This is a genomic window from Streptomyces sp. NPDC048370 (assembly GCF_043200825.1).
Taxonomy (GTDB): domain Bacteria; phylum Actinomycetota; class Actinomycetes; order Streptomycetales; family Streptomycetaceae; genus Streptomyces.
In genome coordinates this window covers 1-17,200 of sequence record NZ_JBICYI010000015.1, presented here as the reverse complement: position 1 = coordinate 17,200, position 17,200 = coordinate 1, and the positions used below count along the sequence as shown (strand labels likewise).

13 protein-coding genes and 2 pseudogenes are annotated in these 17,200 nt (G+C 71.5%); 10 read left to right on the top strand and 5 right to left on the bottom strand.

Translation table 11 applies throughout. The annotated features are described in order from the left end of the window. Positions 1 to 95: 95 nt before the first annotated feature. Positions 96 to 1,397 (top strand): lipase family protein, encoded by a 1,302-nt coding sequence (locus ACGFYP_RS27705; RefSeq protein ID WP_393498933.1) that lies wholly within the window; start codon positions 96 to 98, stop codon positions 1,395 to 1,397. A gap of 200 nt (positions 1,398 to 1,597) precedes the next feature. On the opposite strand, the gene ACGFYP_RS27700 is transcribed toward ACGFYP_RS27705, so the two are convergent. Together ACGFYP_RS27700 and ACGFYP_RS27695 are read right to left on the bottom strand one after the other, a co-directional pair. Beyond that, positions 1,598 to 2,785: a PucR family transcriptional regulator gene (locus ACGFYP_RS27700; protein WP_393498930.1), complete on the bottom strand. Its 1,188-nt coding sequence runs from the start codon at positions 2,783 to 2,785 to the stop codon at positions 1,598 to 1,600. Positions 2,786 to 2,874: 89 nt separating this feature from the next. Beyond that, positions 2,875 to 3,057 (bottom strand): hypothetical protein, encoded by a 183-nt coding sequence (locus ACGFYP_RS27695; protein ID WP_393498927.1) that lies wholly within the window; start codon positions 3,055 to 3,057, stop codon positions 2,875 to 2,877. 237 nt (positions 3,058 to 3,294) lie between these two features. Between ACGFYP_RS27695 and ACGFYP_RS27690 the strand changes: the two genes are divergently transcribed. The 9 genes and pseudogenes from ACGFYP_RS27690 to ACGFYP_RS27650 all read left to right on the top strand — a co-directional run. Next, entirely contained in the window at positions 3,295 to 4,251 is a 957-nt protein-coding gene (locus tag ACGFYP_RS27690) for a DUF3068 domain-containing protein (RefSeq protein ID WP_393498925.1), read from the top strand. Between the two features lie 333 nt (positions 4,252 to 4,584). Beyond that, positions 4,585 to 5,811: a glycosyltransferase family 4 protein gene (locus tag ACGFYP_RS27685; protein ID WP_393498922.1), complete on the top strand. Its 1,227-nt coding sequence runs from the start codon at positions 4,585 to 4,587 to the stop codon at positions 5,809 to 5,811. Then, entirely contained in the window at positions 5,804 to 6,553 is a 750-nt protein-coding gene (locus tag ACGFYP_RS27680; protein WP_393498919.1) for a class I SAM-dependent methyltransferase, read from the top strand. Before ACGFYP_RS27685 ends, ACGFYP_RS27680 begins: the two co-directional genes overlap by 8 nt. A 22-nt stretch (positions 6,554 to 6,575) precedes the next feature. Further along, the gene (locus ACGFYP_RS27675) at positions 6,576 to 10,862 is read left to right on the top strand and encodes an alpha-(1->3)-arabinofuranosyltransferase family protein (RefSeq protein ID WP_393498916.1); all 4,287 of its coding nucleotides are present in this window, start codon (positions 6,576 to 6,578) and stop codon (positions 10,860 to 10,862) included. Beyond that, positions 10,859 to 12,451 carry a condensation protein gene (locus ACGFYP_RS27670; protein ID WP_393498913.1) on the top strand — a complete coding sequence of 531 codons (1,593 nt, stop codon included), beginning with the start codon at positions 10,859 to 10,861 and terminating at the stop codon, positions 12,449 to 12,451. The genes ACGFYP_RS27675 and ACGFYP_RS27670 overlap by 4 nt, the downstream gene beginning before the upstream one ends. Beyond that, positions 12,448 to 13,242, top strand: a complete 795-nt coding sequence (locus tag ACGFYP_RS27665) for a class I SAM-dependent methyltransferase (protein WP_393498910.1) — start codon at positions 12,448 to 12,450, stop codon at positions 13,240 to 13,242. The genes ACGFYP_RS27670 and ACGFYP_RS27665 overlap by 4 nt, the downstream gene beginning before the upstream one ends. Before the next feature lie 15 nt (positions 13,243 to 13,257). Then, positions 13,258 to 14,151, top strand: coding sequence for a DMT family transporter (locus ACGFYP_RS27660; protein WP_393499327.1), 894 nt, complete (start codon positions 13,258 to 13,260; stop codon positions 14,149 to 14,151). Beyond that, positions 14,148 to 14,357 (top strand): Trm112 family protein, encoded by a 210-nt coding sequence (locus ACGFYP_RS27655; protein WP_393498907.1) that lies wholly within the window; start codon positions 14,148 to 14,150, stop codon positions 14,355 to 14,357. The genes ACGFYP_RS27660 and ACGFYP_RS27655 overlap by 4 nt, the downstream gene beginning before the upstream one ends. 91 nt (positions 14,358 to 14,448) lie before the next feature. Continuing rightward, positions 14,449 to 14,718 (top strand): annotated as a pseudogene (locus tag ACGFYP_RS27650) (SAM-dependent methyltransferase); the annotation flags it as partial. A gap of 488 nt (positions 14,719 to 15,206) precedes the next feature. Here the strand turns inward: ACGFYP_RS27650 and ACGFYP_RS27645 are convergent. The 3 genes and pseudogenes from ACGFYP_RS27645 to ACGFYP_RS27635 all read right to left on the bottom strand — a co-directional run. Continuing rightward, complete coding sequence (locus tag ACGFYP_RS27645) at positions 15,207 to 15,599, bottom strand: hypothetical protein (protein WP_361957563.1); 393 nt, start codon at positions 15,597 to 15,599, stop codon at positions 15,207 to 15,209. Positions 15,600 to 15,890: 291 nt separating this feature from the next. Beyond that, positions 15,891 to 16,817: a MurR/RpiR family transcriptional regulator gene (locus tag ACGFYP_RS27640; RefSeq protein ID WP_393498903.1), complete on the bottom strand. Its 927-nt coding sequence runs from the start codon at positions 16,815 to 16,817 to the stop codon at positions 15,891 to 15,893. Between the two features lie 167 nt (positions 16,818 to 16,984). Continuing rightward, positions 16,985 to 17,200: pseudogene (locus ACGFYP_RS27635) on the bottom strand (ectoine/hydroxyectoine ABC transporter ATP-binding protein EhuA); the annotation flags it as partial.

The window sequence follows — 17,200 nt, the reverse complement described above, 5'->3', positions numbered from 1 at the left end:
CGGGCCGGTGCGTCGCCCCCCACTCACGAATCGAGGAAGCCTTGTCCAGGAGAGCCGTTCGCCTGATCCCCATCGCTGTCGTCACCGCGGCGGCCATGACTGCCGCGCCGGTGGCCACCGCCACCGTGTCCACGCCCGCTGCGACCACGGTTACCGCTACACCCACCGCGAGCGACCCGTTCTACACCTACGACGGCAGTGAGCCCCTGTCGTCCTTCGCCCCGGGCGCCGTGTTGAAGACGCGGACGGTGCCGTACCACCTCGTCGGCGTTCCCACGCCCCTGAAGGCGATCCAGCTGCTCTACCGCAGCACCGACGCCCAGGGACGCCCTGCCGCCAACGTGACCACGGTGGTGCGCAGCCTCACGGGTGACGGCAGCAAGGCCGTGTCCTACCAGTCGTTCTACGACTCGCTGAACCCGGAGGACGGGCCGTCCCGCGCCATCGCCGGCAACCTCACCCTCGGCGGCGTGATCCCCAACGTCGAGGCCGTCTTCATGGCGCCACTGCTGGCGAAGGGCTACACCCTCGTCATCCCGGACACCCAGGGACAACGCGCCGCCTTCGCCGCGGGGCCCGAGTACGGAACCAACACCCTGGACTCGATCCGTGCCGCGACCAGGTCCGGTGAGACGGGGCTGAGCGACTCCACCAGGTTCGGTCTCATGGGCTACTCGGGTGGCTCCATCGCCACGAACTGGGCGGCCGCGATGGCACCGTCGTACGCGCCCGATGTGAACCGGAAGCTGGTCGGCTTCGCCGAGGGCGGCCTGCTCGTGACCCCGGCGCACAACCTGAAGTACGTGGACGGGTCCCTCGTGTGGTCGGGCGTCATCCCCATGGCGATCATCGGCGTCTCCCGTTCCTTCGACATCGACGTCAAGCCCTACCTGAACAGCTACGGCCTCAAGGTGTACGCGGAGCTGGAGAAGGGCTCCATCGTCGATGCCCTCGGCCACTATCCGGGTCTGACCTGGAAGAAGATGGCGAAACCCGAGTACGAGAACGTCAATTCGGTTCCCGAGCTCGTCACGGCGGTGAACCGGATCAACCTCGGCTCCGCCGCCACGCCGACCGTCCCGGGGTTCATCGCCCAGGGCGACGCGGGCGGCCTGGAGGGCACCTTCAGCAATCGGCGGGGGATCGGCACGGGCGACGGCGTCATGGTTGCCGGGGACGTGCGCGCGCTCGCGCGGCAGTACTGCGCCACCGGCAACACCGCCATCAAGTACCGGCAGTACGAGCTGCTCAGCCACGTGGGCGTGCCCGTCGTCTGGGCCCCGCTCGCGATGGACTGGCTCGACGACCGCTTCGCGGGGCGGCCGGCCCCGTCCGACTGCGGCCGCATCCCCGAAGGCAACTCGCTGGCACCGGAGGAGACGACGCCGCAGTCCTGATCCGCGTGCCGTCCTGCCGCGCGGATCCCGCGCGGCAGGACCGGGTGAGGCCGCCGGACACGACGGCGTGGGCCGAGGGGTTTCGGGCGGTACGTCGGCCTCGCCCGGGGCCACTCGGGTCGTACGTCGGTCTCGCCCGGGGGCCACTCGGGCCGTACGTCTGCCTCGCCCCGGGGCCGTACGCCGGCCTCGCCCCGGGGTCACTCGGGCGGCGGGACGAGATCTCCGCGCAGCCGCCGGGTACGGAGCACCAGCTCCAGCTCGAAGCGGCGGTCCGGGTCGTCCAGGTCGTCGCCCCACAACTCACGGAGCTGCCTCAGCCGGTAGCGCACGGTCTGCGGGTGGACTCCGAGCCGGGCGGCCACCTCCGGGGCACCCCCGCGCGTTTCCAGCCAGGCCAGCAGTGTCTCGGCGAGGCGGTGTGCGTGCGCCGGGCCGCCGGACTCGTCCAGCTGCGCCAGCCTGCGCCGGGCCAGATCGTCGATCAACTCACGCGCGGGCAGCAGTACCAGGGCTTCGACGTGTTCGCCGCAGTGCAGCAGCCGACCTCGCGGCAGCAGGCCCTGCTCGATCATCCCGACGGCGGCCTCGGCCCACCGCAGCGACGTGGCGGCCTCCGCCACGGGGACCGACGGGCCGATCGCGCCGGACCATCCGGTGACCGCCCGGTGCAGCAACTCCGCGCGTCCGGGGGCGTCCGGGTCCGGTACGACGAGGCGCGGCCGCTCGCCCTCCATGTCGACCAGCACCTCGTCGCCCACGGCAGGGGCGACAGCCTCCGCGGCGGGGCGCAGCAGCACGGCCACCGCCACTTTCTCGGGCAGTTGCCAGCCCACGTCGGCCGCGCGGTCGGCGAGGAAGGCCGACGGATCCGAGCGGTGCTCGGCGAGCAGGAGATCGACGAGAAGACGTTGCAGACGCAGCCGCTCCCCGGCCTGGCGGGCGATGGCTTCGGCGTAGCCGCGTACCGACTGGGCCACCATCACGTCGAGGTACTCGAAAGCGGACTCGGCGAGTTCGTACATGGCCGAGGACGGAATCTCGGCCTGCTGGCCGATCTCCGCCATGCGTCGCCAGGAAAGGCGCACGCCCAGCCGGTAGATCCCCTGCAGGGAGTCCAGGCTGCGCCCGTGGGCGACCTCGCCGCGCCCGAAGTCCCGGAACATCTCGGGAAGTTCGCTCGGCCGGTCCGAGCCCGTGGTCATCTGCTCCACGAAGAGCTCCAGCGCGTGCCGGATCGCCACCAGGGCCTTCGGCTCGCCGGACTCGTCGACGGTGAACACGAGGCCCGGGTACTCCCGCTGGATCGCGGCGAGGATGTCCTGTGCCAGCTCGGGGACGTCCGCCAGGGCGCGGTCGGCGAACTGCTTGATCCGTTCTTGTGGCACGTCGCGCCATGCTGACGAGGCTTCCAAACCACCGCTCCTGGATGTCCGGTCTTCATGAGCTCGGTCAGCCGGGCCTTCACAGTCACAAACTAGCCCGCGCCGGGGGCAGGTGTGCTGGAGGACCCTTGGGCGGGCGGGTCGGGGAATGTGACGAGCGGCACGTTCTGCTGCTCGGGTGCGGCGTCGAGCGCGGCGACGATTCCGAAGGCGGCGCCTGTGGCCAGAGCGGCAGCGGCGACGCAGGTCAGGAGGGCAGCGAGCAGTCTGGACATGGGGATGATCGGCCTCTCAGTCGATGAGGTCAGTCACCCAGCGCGCCGGCCCGGTCCGGCGCGGTCAGTATGCGAGGCGCATTGACAGGTGGTCAAGCTCCACCTAGCTTCGCCGTTCACAGCAGTGTTACTACCGGGTAAGTCGCTCATCGCCCCGGACAGGCTGTGATCCGTGCGCGCGGCCCGTCCCGCACCGCCCTGAACTCCCGCATCTCGCGTCCGTATCGGAGTACCAGAATGCGTCGTTCAATATCACCTTTGTCCTTGATTCTGCTGGGTGCCGGTGTCTTTCTGCTGGTGCTCACCCAGCTGCTCGCCTGGTACGTGGAGCCGCGCGCCAAACGCACGCCGACCGATACGGTCTCCGCGACGGTCTTCGAAGGCCGGGGCAGCTACTTCGACACCGGGTCCGTTGCCACGGTGGACGACCAGACGATCACGATCACCCGCCGGGTGCTGGGCGATGTCGCTGCCAGCGAGCGCAGCGGAAACGCGATCTGGGACGTGTCGACCCAGATCGACACGCCGAAGACGCTGCCGCTGGCCGACCCGCGGAAATCCTTTCAGTGGACCACCGAACGCTGGGTGACCGACCGCCGGACGAACCTCCCGGTGCACTGCTGCGACGAGAAGCCCGGCTTCGAGGGCGAGGCGTACCTGAAGTTCCCGTTCGATGTCGAGAGGCGTACGTACGCCTGGTGGGACAGCAGTCTGGGTGCCACCGTGCCGCTGGAGTTCGACGAGGTCACCAGGGTCGACGGGCACGAGGGCTACCGCTTCGTCGGCGCCGTCGAGGCCACCGCGACGGGCACCCGTCTGGTGCCCGGCGTGCTGGTGGGCAGTACGGAGCCGGGGCAGGTGCTGGCCGAGGAGTGGTACTCCAACGCGAGGATCGAGCTGACCGTGGACCCCCGAACGGGGCGGATCATGAACGCGCTGATCGCGCCGACGAAGACGCTGCGGGCCCCGGGTTCGAAGAAGGACGCGGTCACCCTGCTGTCCAGCGAGCGGCTGGAGTTCACCGAGGCGACCCGGCGCGAGCAGGTGAGGCTGGCCTCCGAGGACAGCGGCCGGCTGGAGCTGCTCGGCGAGACCGCGCCCCTGGCGGGCGGGATCGCGGGCGGCCTGCTGGTCGCGGCCGGCGCCGTGCTGCTGACGCGGGGTCCGCGACGGCCGCAACACTCAGAAGAGTGATGAAACGCGGCCTGTCGAACAGCTCGAACTTGTCACCCTTGTGAGTAGCGGGACGAATCGCTGGAACGAACACTGACGTTACCACTCGGTAAGACCAGTGTTTCCCGGTGGAACCGGCTCTCACCTCAGGGTCTCCCGCCGTTCTGGTGTCGGACAGGACACCCTCACGTCCAGGTCCGGCACCGCAGCACCCGCAACCCGCTGTACCCGCAACCCGCAGCACCCACAACCCGCTGTACGCGCACACCGAGCTCGGCCCAGCGCTTCATCCCCGGAAGCCCGGCAGTCCCCCCACCCGCCTGCGTTCCACAGCACCCGAGTTGGAGCACCTCTATGCCCCAGCGCGCGTCCGCCCTGGCCCCCGGCCAGAAGGACTCCCCTTCCCTTCCCGCTCAAGCCGTCACCGGCGGTCCGGTCGCCGGCTCGCCCGTCGCCGACCCGCACGGCGCGTCCCCCCAGATTCCCCTGCCGCACCGGATCACCTTCCTCGCCCGCCGCGACCTGGCCAACCGTGCCGCCGGCGGCTCGGAACTGCTCATCGACCGGATAGCCGACGGTCTGACCGCCGGTGGCCACGAGGTCACGCTCGTCTGCGGCGGCCCGGCCACCGCGCGCGAGTACCGGGTGGTCTCCGCGGGAGGTGACGCAGGCCACTTCCTGCGGGCCAGGACGACCTTCGCCCGCGAGGTCGGCGACTGCGACCTGCTGGTCGAGGTCTGCAACGGCATGCCGTACCTGGCGCCGCTCTGGCACCACGGACCGACGTTGTGCCTGGTCAACCACGTGCACACCGATCTCTGGCAGATGCGATACCCCGGCCCGGCGGCACGGCTCGGACGCAGGCTGGAGCACTGGGCACTGGCAGGCACGCACCGCGACAACCTGATGGTGGCAGTCTCCGAGTCGACCGCCTCCGAGCTGCGCGGCATCGGCGTGGCCGCGGACCGCATCCGGATCGTCAACAACGGTGTCGAAGACCCCGGCCCCCCGCTGCCCGAGGCGAAGGAGCCGCTGTTCCTGGCAGTCGGTCGCCTGGTCGAGTACAAGCGGATCGACCTGCTCCTGAGGCTGTGGGAGCGGGTCCGCCCCGTCACCGGCGGCCGCCTCGTCATCGTGGGCGACGGCCCCGAACGGTCACGCCTCGAAGCCATGGCCGGCCCCGCCGTGACGTTCGCCGGACGGGTGTCGGAGGCCGAGAAGCACCGGCTGATGTGCGAGGCGTGGCTCCTTCTGCACCCCTCCCTCGTCGAGGGCTGGGGCCTGGTCGTCACCGAGGCGGCCGCCCGGGGAACCCCCGCGATCGGTTTCGACATACCCGGACTGTGCGACTCCATCGAGGACGGGGAGACCGGCGTGCTCGCCCGGGGCGAGAGCTCGTTCGCCGCCGCGTGGTGCGCCCTGTCCCTCAGTACCGAACGGCGCGCGTCCATGGGACGGGCCGCCGCGGAGCGCGCCAAGCGCTTCCGCTGGAGCGCGACGGTCCGTCAGTTCCAGGAGGTCGCCGCCGAGGCCGCGGCCCGCGCCGCCCTCCAGGGACGCGGCAGGAGCGGTCATGGCTGAGATCGCCGAACGTGGATTCAAGGATCCGTCGCTGAGACGGTCGGCCGCCCTCTTCCGGGCGTTCATGCGCGAACCCAGCGATCCCGAACGGTGCTACACCCTGCTGGCCCGCGACTCGGTCGCGCAGGTGGCACGTCATGTCGACCTGCCCGGCAAGATCGTCGTCGACATCGGCGGCGGCAGCGGCCACTTCACCGAGGAGTTCCGCCGCCGAGGCGCGCAGAGCTACCTCTTCGAGCCCGACCCGCGGGAGCTGAGCGCCCGCGGCCCGGTCACCGAGGACGCGGTGCTCGCCGACGGATATCTCCTGCCGCTCGCCGACGGGGCGGCGGACGTCTGTTTCTCGTCCAACGTGCTGGAGCACGTGTCGGACCCGCAGACGTTCATCAGCGAGATGGCACGGGTCACCCGCCCCGGCGGACTGATCTACCTGTCGTTCACCAACTGGCTCTCCCCCTGGGGAGGTCACGAGACCGCGCCCTGGCACTACCTCGGGGCCGACCGGGCCCGCGAACGCTACGAACGGCGCACCGGCCGCCAGGCCAAGCACACGCTCGGCGAGAACCTCTTCCCCGTCCACATCGGCCCCACCCTTCGGCACGTCCGTGGCCGCGACGACGTGCAGGTCGTCACGGCGCGGTCCCGTTACTGGCCGTTCCTCGCGAGCACGATCACCCGGGTCCCGGGACTCCGCGAGATCGCCACCTGGAATCTGCTGCTGATTCTCAGGCGAAGCCCATGAGCATGCGAAGCGAGGAACGGTCATGACCACCACGGTCCAGGCGCCCCCCTGGGTGCCGCAGTCCGGCCCGACGCCGTCGCAGGCGTCCGGCGAGCCGCGCGGACGACGCCTGCTGTTCGGCTTCTGGGCCGTCGTGCTGGTGTCGTTCATCGCGGTGTCACCGGGAAAGATGACGTTCGAGACCAAACTCGGCGTCGCCCTCGACCCCTGGCGCTTCATCGGCGACCTCGGTTCGCTGTGGAACGGCAACGTGGGCCTCGGCGGCATAGCGAACCAGTACGTCGGCTACGCCTTCCCGGCACTGCCCTACTACGCGCTCATGGACCTGCTGCAGGTGCCGGTGTGGCTGGCCGAACGGCTGTGGCTGTCGATCATCGTGACCGCCGCCTTCTGGGGCGCGCTCAGGCTCGCCGAACGGCTGAGCGTGGGGTCGCCGGCCTCCCGTGTCCTCGGTGCGGTCGTCTACGCGCTGTGGCCCACCTTCACGATCGTCGTCGGCTCGACCTCCGCCGCCGCGCTGCCCGGTGCCCTGCTGCCCTGGGTGCTGCTGCCGCTGACATCCGCGAAGGCGAGCCCCCGGACGGCCGCCGCACGCTCGGCCCTGCTCATCCCTTTCATGGGCGGCGTGAACGCCGCGTCGACACTGGCGGCGCTGCTGCCCGTGGGTCTGTACCTGCTCAGCCGCCCGCCCGGCCGGCGCCGGCGGGCGCTGCTCGGCTGGTGGATACCGGGCGTCGTGCTTGCCACCGTGTGGTGGGTGGTGCCGCTCCTCCTGCTCGGAATGTACGGCGAGAACTTCATGCCGTACGTGGAGCAGGCCGACACCACCACCGCCACCATGTCCGCGACCGAGCTGCTGCGCGGCGCCGGCAACTGGGTGGCCTATCTGAACTTCGGTGAGGCATGGTTGCCGGCCGGCTGGACCGTCGCGACCTCCGTCGTCACCGTTCTCGGTTCGGCGTTCGCCGCGGCGCTGGGGCTTGCGGGCCTGGCCCGGCGGGACCTGCCGGAGCGCCGTTGGCTGATGCTGACCGTCCTGGCCGTCGTACTGGTCGCGCTCGCCGGATACGGCGGAGCATTCGGCGGTCCGGTTCACGGTGTCGTCCAGGAGTGGCTGGACGGGCCGCTGAAGCCGTTCCGCAACATCTACAAGTTCCAGCCGGGCCTTGCCCTCGCGCTCGCCCTCGGACTGGCCCATCTGACAGCCGTGTTGTCCGAGAACCGGGGGTCTCGCGCCCTGCGCGGTCGCCGCTGGGTGCCCGCGACCGTGGCGGTGCTCGTCCTGCCGGGTCTGGCGCTCCCGTACGTCAACGGCTCGATCCTGCAGCCCGGGGCGTTCACCAGACTTCCCACCCACTGGGACAAGGCCGCCGACTGGCTCAAGGACAACGCCCCGAACAGCCGGGCACTGGTCGTACCGGCGACCGCGCACGGCATCTACACCTGGGGATCCCCCATCGACCAGCCGTTCGACGTACTGGCCGAGACCCCTTGGGCCCAGCGTGACTTCGTCCCCTTCGGTACTCCCGGAGCACGCCGTATGACGGACGCCGTCGAGCAGGCGCTGCTGTCGGGCTCCGAGGTTCCGGGCCTCCAGGCGTACCTGGCGCGGGCCGGCATGCACGAGGTGGTCGTCCGCAACGACCTCGACCCCGACCAGATCGGCTATGTCCCGCCGCAGACGGTGAAGCGGACCCTGGAGTCGTCCGGCTACCGCAAGGTCACCGGGTTCGGCCCGCTGGTGACCGGCGGACGCATCGCCGCCGACACCCCGCTCCAGGTGCAGGGGCTCTACCCGCGGCTCCAGGCCGTGGAGATATACCAGCCGCAGGACCGCGACGCGCGGCCCGACAGGGTCGGCCTCTCGGCCGTGGCCGACACGGCCGTGGTCAGCGGCGGACCCGAGGCGCTGCTCCAGCTGTCCGCCGATCCCTCGATGACCGAGCGGCCGGCCGTACTGGCCGGGGACAAGCTTCCCGAGGGCCTCGTCGCACCCGTGAAGGCGGTCGCGGACGGGCTGCGCCGAGCCGACACCCGGTTCGGCCTGGTCAACCACAACACCTCGTACACGTACACCGCGAACGAGCGCAACCACTCCGGCAGCCTGCAGAACCCGGGCGAGAAGCCCAAGCAGATCCTGCCGTCGGAGGGCGCCGACCATCAGACGACGGCGGTACTGCGGGGCGCCGAGGCAGTGACGGCGTCCAGCAGCGGGAACTGGCTGTTCCATCTGCCGCAGTACGACCCGGTGAACGCCTTCGACGGCAACCCGGACACCGCGTGGGCCGAGGGCAGCCCGGGCGAGCCGGACGGACAATGGCTCAGGGTGGAGTTTTCCCGGCCGACCACCATCCCGGCCTCGATCCAACTGACGCCCCTGGCGGGCGACTCGATGCGCGCGGCGCCCACCCAGGTGCGGATCGAGACCGACCGCGGTTCGGCCGACAGCCCCCTGCAGACGAACGGCCTGCCGCAGACCGTCAAGGCTCCTGCCGGCGAGTCCTCCTGGATGAAGATCACGATCGTCGCCGCGCAGCAGGCGCGCCCGGGCCTCTCCGGGGCCGGATTCTCCGAGGTGTCGATCCCGGACGTGCAGGTGACGCGCATGCTGGCGCTGCCCGCCGACGCGGAGCGCACCGACGCGGCGGCGAGCGTGTACTCCCTGCACCGCGGCACCGACGCCGGCGGTCTGTCGCCCGTATCGGCCGAGGTGGGGCTGCACCGGCGGTTCAGCACCGGGGAATCGGGCGAGTACGAGGTGTCGGCGCGAGCCGTCGCCGTGCCCGGCGGTGCGCTGGACGAACTGCTCGACCGTTCCGCCCCCGGATCGAAGAACCGGGTGACGGCCACGGTGGACTCCATCAGCCGCGGCGGCACACAACTCAGCGCCCGCAACCTGGTCGACGGTGATCTGACGACCGCCTGGATCGCGGGCGACCGGCCCGTGGTCCACCTGAGCTGGCCCAAGAAGAGGAAGATCGACGAGGTCATCCTCGCGCCGGCGGGCGGGGTGTCCGCCCGGCCCGAGCAGGTGACGATCAGCTCCCCGCACGGCGCCGCGGTGGCCGACGTCGACGAGAACGGACGGGTCCGCTTCCCGGCGATCGAGACGAACCGGCTGGACATCACCATCAGCAGGGTCGCCCCGCTCACCGTCCACAATCCGGTGGCGAACGCGCGGTTGCAGCTGCCCGTGGGGCTGAGCGAGGTGCACGTTCCCGCCCTCGCCGATCTGCGGGTGCCGCGGCCGAAGCCGTCCGCGCGCTTCTCACTGCCCTGCGGCCAGGGCCCGGACCTCGCCGTGGGCGGAGTCCTGCACAAGACGAAGGCATCCGGACTCGTCCAGGACCTCACCGAGCGGCGCCCGATCACCGTGGCCCTCTGCGCGGGGGAGGAGAAGGACGGCACCCTGGCACTTCCGTCCGGCGACCACGAGGTGGAGGCGGGTGACGCGGGCCCGCTGGTGATCACCGACGTCACGCTGACCCGGGGTACTCCGCGGGAACTCGCCGGTGCGTCGGGCCGCGAGGCCACCGTCACCCGATGGACCGACGACAGCCGGACCGTCTCGGTGTCGGCCGGCTCCGGCGAGGCCACGTACCTGCGGACCTACGAGAACGCGAACGACGGCTGGAAGGCCACCCTCGGCGGCACGGAGCTGAAGCCCGTACGCCTCGACGGCTGGCAGCAGGCCTGGGTGATCCCGGCCGGGGCGTCCGGCACGGTGACCATGGAGTTCGAGCCCTCCGGGCCGTACCGGACAGCGCTGATCGGCGGTGCGTTCGCGCTCGTCGTCCTGGTCGCCCTGGCCCTCGTGGGCCGCCGACGCCACGACAACGGGACCGACGAGGCGCTGCCCGAACCGTCGCCGCCGGGGATGCTGCTCGGAACGCTGGTGCTGACCGCGGTCGTCGCGGTGGTGGCGGGGCCGGTGGCCCTGGTCGTGCCCGTACTCGCCGTGGCGGCACGGTTCCGGCCGGCCGTGCTGGTGCCGACCGCGGCGGCGGCGATGGCCGGAGCCGGCCTTGTCGCGGCCTTCGGCGCCGGGGAGCCGGTCGCCGGCGGGGAGGGCGCGTTCAGCGGCTTCGCGCAGGTGCTCGCGCTGGTGGCGCTGTCCGCGGCGCTGGTGACGGCGGTACGGCCGGCGTCCATGGCCGCCCGGCGTGGGCATGACGACGGGCATGAGGGCGACGACGATTCCGACGCGCCGGAAGCCGGACCGGTGGTCACGGTCAGGCCGCGAAGCACCGACGACGGGCACCGTCCCGGGCCGCCCCTTTGGCGACCGGAAGGCGGAGGTCCTTCGTGATCGCGCCGTGGACCGCCGCAGGGAGGGGGACCGGGTCCGCTCCCGGCGGGGTCCGGATTCCCTTTCCGGTCGTCGACGAGGTGTCGCGGCACTGCCTCAGTGACGACGAACCGGAGAGCGTACACATCGAGGTCCATCTGCCGGGACGGGTGGACCCGGCACGGCTGCGGGCTGCCTTCCAGCGGGCGTTGCTGACGCACCCCAGGGTGCTGATGCGGGAAGTGCCCGGCCGTCGGCACCGGCGGTCCTTCGCGTGGGAGCTGACCGGCGAACCGGACAGCGACCCGGTGAGCTTCGCGGGGCGCGGCCCCGACGCATTGGCCCGGGCCCGGGCCCGCGCGCTGAGCGCATGCCCGCCGCTCACCCTGTCGCCGCCGATGCGCCTGGAAGTCGTCGAGGTGGACGCTCCGGAGCCGTCGTTGGCAGGCGTGGCTGCCAGGACCGGGACCGTACTGCTGCTGACGATGCATCACACGGCCCTCGACGCGCCGTCGGGGCTGCGGGTGCTCGCGACGACCGCCGAACAGTACGGCGGCGTGGACGCCCTCCCGGTCACCGGGCGGGTCCGGCCGAGACGCTCGGGTCCGGCTCCGGGCGGGACCGGCCGCGACGTCCGTACGCGCCCCGTGCGCGTCGCGCCGGACTCCCGCCCCGAGCCGGTACGGGCCCGCGCCGTGGGCAACGGCATGCTGCAGGCGGACCTGCCCGTTCCGCGGCGTGCGGCGCGGACCGGAGGCCACCCGCCCTGGACCGTCAACGACCAACTCCTGGTCGCCGCATCACTGATGGTGGGCCGCTGGAACGTCTCGCAGGGTCGGCCGGCCGGTCCGGTACGGATCACGATGCCCGTCGACGACCGGCCGCGCGGCACGGAGATGCCGATGGGCAACGGAACCCGGCTCGTCGAGGTGGCGATGACCTCCGAGGACCCGCGCGACACGGACCTGCTGCTCGGCGCGCGGCCGGACCCGGGAGCCGTGGCCCGGTTGCTGCGCACCACCGCTCGCCGCACCCACGCGCTGAAGTCGGCCCAGGGCGCCCCCATGGGGGCTGGGGCGAGTCTGCTGACCGTACCGCTGCTCCCCGTCGGCATCCGGGGCGTACTCACCCGTGGCGCACGGCGCGCGGCGGCGCCCTGGACGTCGACGGCACTGGTCACCAACATCGGACGCGTGCCGTACGCGCTGGACTTCGGCGACGCCGGCCGGGCGACGGCGGTGTGGTTCTCCGCGCCGGCGCGGATGCCGCGCGGGCTGAGCCTGGCGGCGGCTTCCACCGGCGGGCGACTGCATGTGACGCTGCGCTGGTCGCGGGCGCTGCTCGGTGACGCGGCCGGTGCGGACCTGGTGGGCTTGTTCGAGGAGTCCCTGGCGACGACGTCCCTCACCCCGGCCGGGGCGCATGCTCCAGGGGCGGGGCCGGGAGCCGTAACCGGGGAGGTGGCCGCCACTACGACGGACGCCGAGGCGTCTTCAGCCCGGGACCACGCACGGGGCCCCGGCGGGCCGTACCACCGCGACACACCGCGTCCGGACCCGACACCGGGTGGAGCCCGTTCCACCCAGGACCACCACAAGAGGCCGTCATGACCCTCTCCGCCGGCGGATCCACAGAGACCGGGAACTCGCCCGAGCCGGCGGTGACTTCGCCGAGCCGGCCGGTCCCCGGGCTGCGGGACTTCTACGAGAACCCCACCGTTCCCGTCGCCTCCGGGGAAGCCCGTACACTCCGCCAGGCCCGGATGCTGGCCGCAGCGCTCGGCCCCGTCGGGCCCGGCCGCCCGGCCGCGACCGTGCTCGACGTCGGCTGCGGGGACGGCTCGGCGGGCGCGACCGCCGCCCGCGTCCTGGACGGGCACCGCATCGTGGGGATCGACTGGTCGCAGGACGCCCTGCGCCGGGCGGCGCCGCGCCTGAGCCAGGTCGTCCGGGGCGAACTGACCGGCAGCGGGCTGCCGTTCGCCTCAGGCAGTGCCGACGCCGTGCTGTTCAGCGAGGTCGTCGAGCACCTCGTCGACCCCGACAGCGCCCTCGACGAACTGCGCAGGGTGCTGCGACCCGGTGGGCATCTGATGCTCTCGACGCCGAACCTCGGCGCCTGGTACAACCGCGCCCTGCTGCTCGCCGGGATCCAGCCGGTGTTCTCCGAGGTGAGTCTGCGCCGCATCCACGGCAGACCCGGCAAGGAGGTGGTGGGCCATCTGAGGCTGTACACGGCACGCGCGCTGCGCGAGTTCGTGGCGGCGTCCGGGTTCGAGGTCGTGGCGGTCGCCGGTGCGCCGTTCCACGGAGTACCGCGCCCGCTCCGCCCCCTGGACCGCCTGGCCTGCGGGGTGCCGTCCCTCGCTTCCATCCTCCTCGTACATGCGAGAAAGGTGTAGCCCGTGGTGTGGGGTGTGGCCGCCGCGCTGGTGGCGAACGTCCTGTACAGCACCGGCTTCGTCCTGGAGAAGCGTGCGCTGGCCGGCATGCCGCCGCTCAGCGCCGCCCAGCCGGGCCGGGCCCTGATCCTGTTGGCCCGCAGGCCCTTGTGGATCTGCGGGGCCCTGGCCCTGGCCCTGGGGTTCGCGGCGCAGCTGGCCGTCTACCGCACGCTGCCGATCGCCGCCGCCCAAGGCCTGTTCCTGTCCGGCCTCGTTCTCCTGCTGGTGCTCTCGTCGGTGGTGCTCGGTGAACGCCCCTCCGGCCGTGAGCGACGTGCGGTGGCCGTCATCGGTCTGGCGCTGGTGATGGTGGTGGCCTCGCTGTACGGGACCAGAGAGGAGATCAGCCGCAGCGCGCCCACGGGCATCCTGTTGGCCCTGTGCGTGCCGACCCTTGCGGCCGGGCTCCTGCTCTACTCGGCGGCCGAGCGGCGCGCCCGCCGGCGCCATCGGCTGCCGACCACAGGAGTGGCCTACGCGGTCGCGGTCGGTCTGATCTACGGCGTCAGCTCGCTCGCCATCAAGGGCGTCTCCGGCCATCTGGACACCTCGGACCTTCTGGGCTCCGTGCCCGCTCTGCTCGCCTCCCCGTATCCGTACCTCCTGCTGCTGACAGGAGTCAGCGGACTGGTGCTGTCGCAGACCGCGCTCCAGCGTTGCCGGGCCTCGCTGATCGTCCCGGTCTGCTCGACGGTGACCTGTGTGTTCACCATCGTGACCGGCACGATCGCGTTCGACGAGCCGCTGCCCGAGGACTGGTTGCGGCTGTTACTGCGTCTCGGCGGCACCGTACTCGCACTGACGGTCCTGCTCACCCTGCCGCGCCACGACGCGGACACCCCCACTTCCGAAGGAACCCGGCCATGAAGCCTGACAGCCCGCTGCTGAAGATCCTCGCCTGCCCGCTCGACAAGGGGCCGCTGATCCTCGACGAGATCGGAGGCGCTCTGTACAACCCGCGCCTGCGCCGCCGCTATCCGATCGTCGACGGCATTCCGCAGCTGCTTCCTTCCTCCGGAGTGCCCGCCGTCGAGGATGAGCTCGACGCGTCCGCCGGACCGCCCGACGCCTAGGAGCGAGGTGGGTGGGGCACGTTCTGCGATCGGGCAATACGCCATCGGGGTAACGGAGTTACACATGCCCTGCGCTACGTTGAGGGCGTTCGGGCTGCCGAGCGCGGACAACACCCACGAGGTCGCCCAGCGCGTCGCCCCCGACGCGCGTGTCGTCTACGTCGACAACGGCCCCCTCGTCCTCGTGCATGCCCGTGCCCTGCTGGTCGGGACGCCCGAGGGCCGCACCGACTACCTGGACGCCGATCTGCGGGACGTCGACACGATCCTGGCCACCGCGGCGAAGACGCTCGGCCTCTCGCAGCCGGTCGCGCTGGCCCGGCGTGGTCTCGTGCTCCGCGTGGCGCCCGGAGACGCCGCCGCCGACTTCGCGATGTACGCGGGCGTCGGCCGCAAGTGAGGGCCTCGGTGAGCCAGTAGTCACACGCGCTTGAGGGGCTGCCCAGTTCCCTGCAGCCCCTTGGCGCGCGAGGCGCTCCATCGGGTCACTTGGGGGCAGGGGAGGGAGAAGCCGCGAGGGGCTTGTCCCAGTCGATTCGCACCCGACCTGGGTCGCCACTACTGACTTGGCACGGGTAGTTCTTGGACACCGCGACGATCTGGGCGACTTGGATGGCGTTCAGCACAGGTTCTTGTGAGCCCTTGTAGTCCGGCTTGCCGGGAACGTGCACGCGATAGTTCACGAAGTAGCTGTGGTTGCCGCCTCGAATGTCATCGCCTTGCCTGATGTCGGTCGCCGTCGCCTGGGGTTGTCTTAGCGGAGGTTGGTGGACACGAACAAGGACAACCCGGAGCGTCAGGTGCGGCTGTCGTTCCTCGGGTAGGGGCGGGTGGGAGCGGGCGGGTGGTTCAGACCCGGGCCTGGCGGCGGGTGGGCTGGTCGCTTGCGAGGAGCGCCGTCGTGACCAGGCGGACGCCGCGGGCCAGGCGGCTCAGCTGCTCCAGTTCGGTGGCGTACAGCCTGATCGTGCTCTCGATCGTCGGGCCGGAGACGCCCAGGGTGGGCAGCTCCGCGCGGCACGTCTGCATCGCCACCCTTACCGCACGGATCTCGTGCTCGACCTGCAGCTGGGCGTGGCGGGCCAGCAGGAGCGGATGGTGCGTGAGGGTGGTGTATCCGCCGTAACGGGCCGGCAGGAGGTCGCGAAGCCAGCGGACGGCCGTGTTCTCCCAGTTGCGGTTGCCGGGGGTCGCGACCGTGTAAGGCCAGTCGGCGCTGGCCGGAGGGCGGTGGTGGGACATCGTCGTCGCCTTTGGGAGGTCCTGTTGTGAGGGGCGCGGCGGCTCCGGCCCAGGGGTTGACCGGAGCCGCCGCGGGGGCACCCGTGAGGCGCGGAGTGCTCCCTGTGGAACAACTCAAGGGTCGACTGAGGAGGAGGGGGCCGACCCGACGCTGTTCTGCCCGTGCCCGCGGGGCCTCTGTAGTAAATATATATACCGTCGAGTACGCAAGGGCATGAAAAATTTCATTCGAACGCAGGGTGCGACCGCGGAGTGTGACCGAGGGGTGTGAAGGGCCCCGGCCCCTGGTCCTCAGTCCTCCAGGAAGAAGTCGTACTGCTCCGATGCCTGCTCGTACTTCTCCAGCCGGACCTGCGTCCGCTCGGGATCGGCGTCCGCCATGGCCTGGAGGATGGCCGCGGAGAGCACTCCCGGCGCCGAGTACGAGTCGAACACCAGCCGCGAGCCCGTACCGGCGGTGAAGGTCACGTCGGCCTCGTGGACCAGCGGACCGAGCGCCAGGTCCGTGATCAGCGCGACGCGCAGCCCGGCGCCGCGGGCTGCCTTCATGGCGGCGAGCGTCTCCTTGGAGTGCCGGGGCATCGCGAAGGCCAGCACCCAGGTGCCGCCCGCCTCGCGCGCCTGGAGCAGCGCGTCGTAGGCGACGCTGCCGCCGCGGGTCACCACCCGCACATCGGGGTGGATGCGCCGCGCCGCGTAGGCGAAGTATTCGGCGAGGGAGGCCGAGATGCGCAGCCCGAGCACCGTGAGCGGAGCGGAGCGGGCGAGCTCCCGCCCGATGTCGAGGATCTGGTCGGTGCTCGCGAGGGAGCGGCGCAGGGAGGCCAGGTTCTCGATCTCGGCGTCGACCGCCGCCTGGAGTTCGTTGCGCCGTCGCGCCTCACGCCCCTCGGGTGATCCGGCGATCGCGCTGAGCGCGATGGGCTGGAGAGCGTCCCTGAGCGCGGGGTATCCGCTGAAACCGAGCGACGACGCGAAGCGGGTCACGGACGGCTGGCTCACGCCCACGCGTTCCGCCAGTTCGGTGATCGACAGGAACGCGGCCTCGGTGAGGTGGTCGATCAGGAACTGGGCGATGCGCCGCTGGCCGGGGGAGAGCCGGTGACCGCCGAAGAGCGCGCGCACCTGGTCGACGGGCGACGCCTCCTCCGCCTCCGAGGACTGCGTGCCGGGTGTGATCGCCGCCGCCTGCGCGCGCGCCTGCTGCCCTGATGGCACGGGGTGCCTCCCTTTCGTCCCGATGCCGCCCAAGATAGTTCACGAACGGTTGCCGCAGGAGGCAGCGGCGTTACGTGTGCGCCGCCGGGCCGGTACCGGGTGCGGAGCGACGACGGCTGGGGCGGTACGGGTCGTCCCGTACCGCCCCAGCCGCGCTGCACCCGCTCCTACAGCACCTTGGAGAGGAAGGCCTTGGTGCGGTCGTGCTGGGGGTTGGTGAGGACGTCGCGGGGGTGGCCCGACTCGACGACGACGCCGCCGTCCATGAAGACGAGGTTGTCGCCGACTTCGCGGGCGAAGCCCATCTCGTGGGTGACGACGATCATCGTCATGCCGGACTCGGCGAGGTCGCGCATGACGTCGAGGACGTCACCGACGAGTTC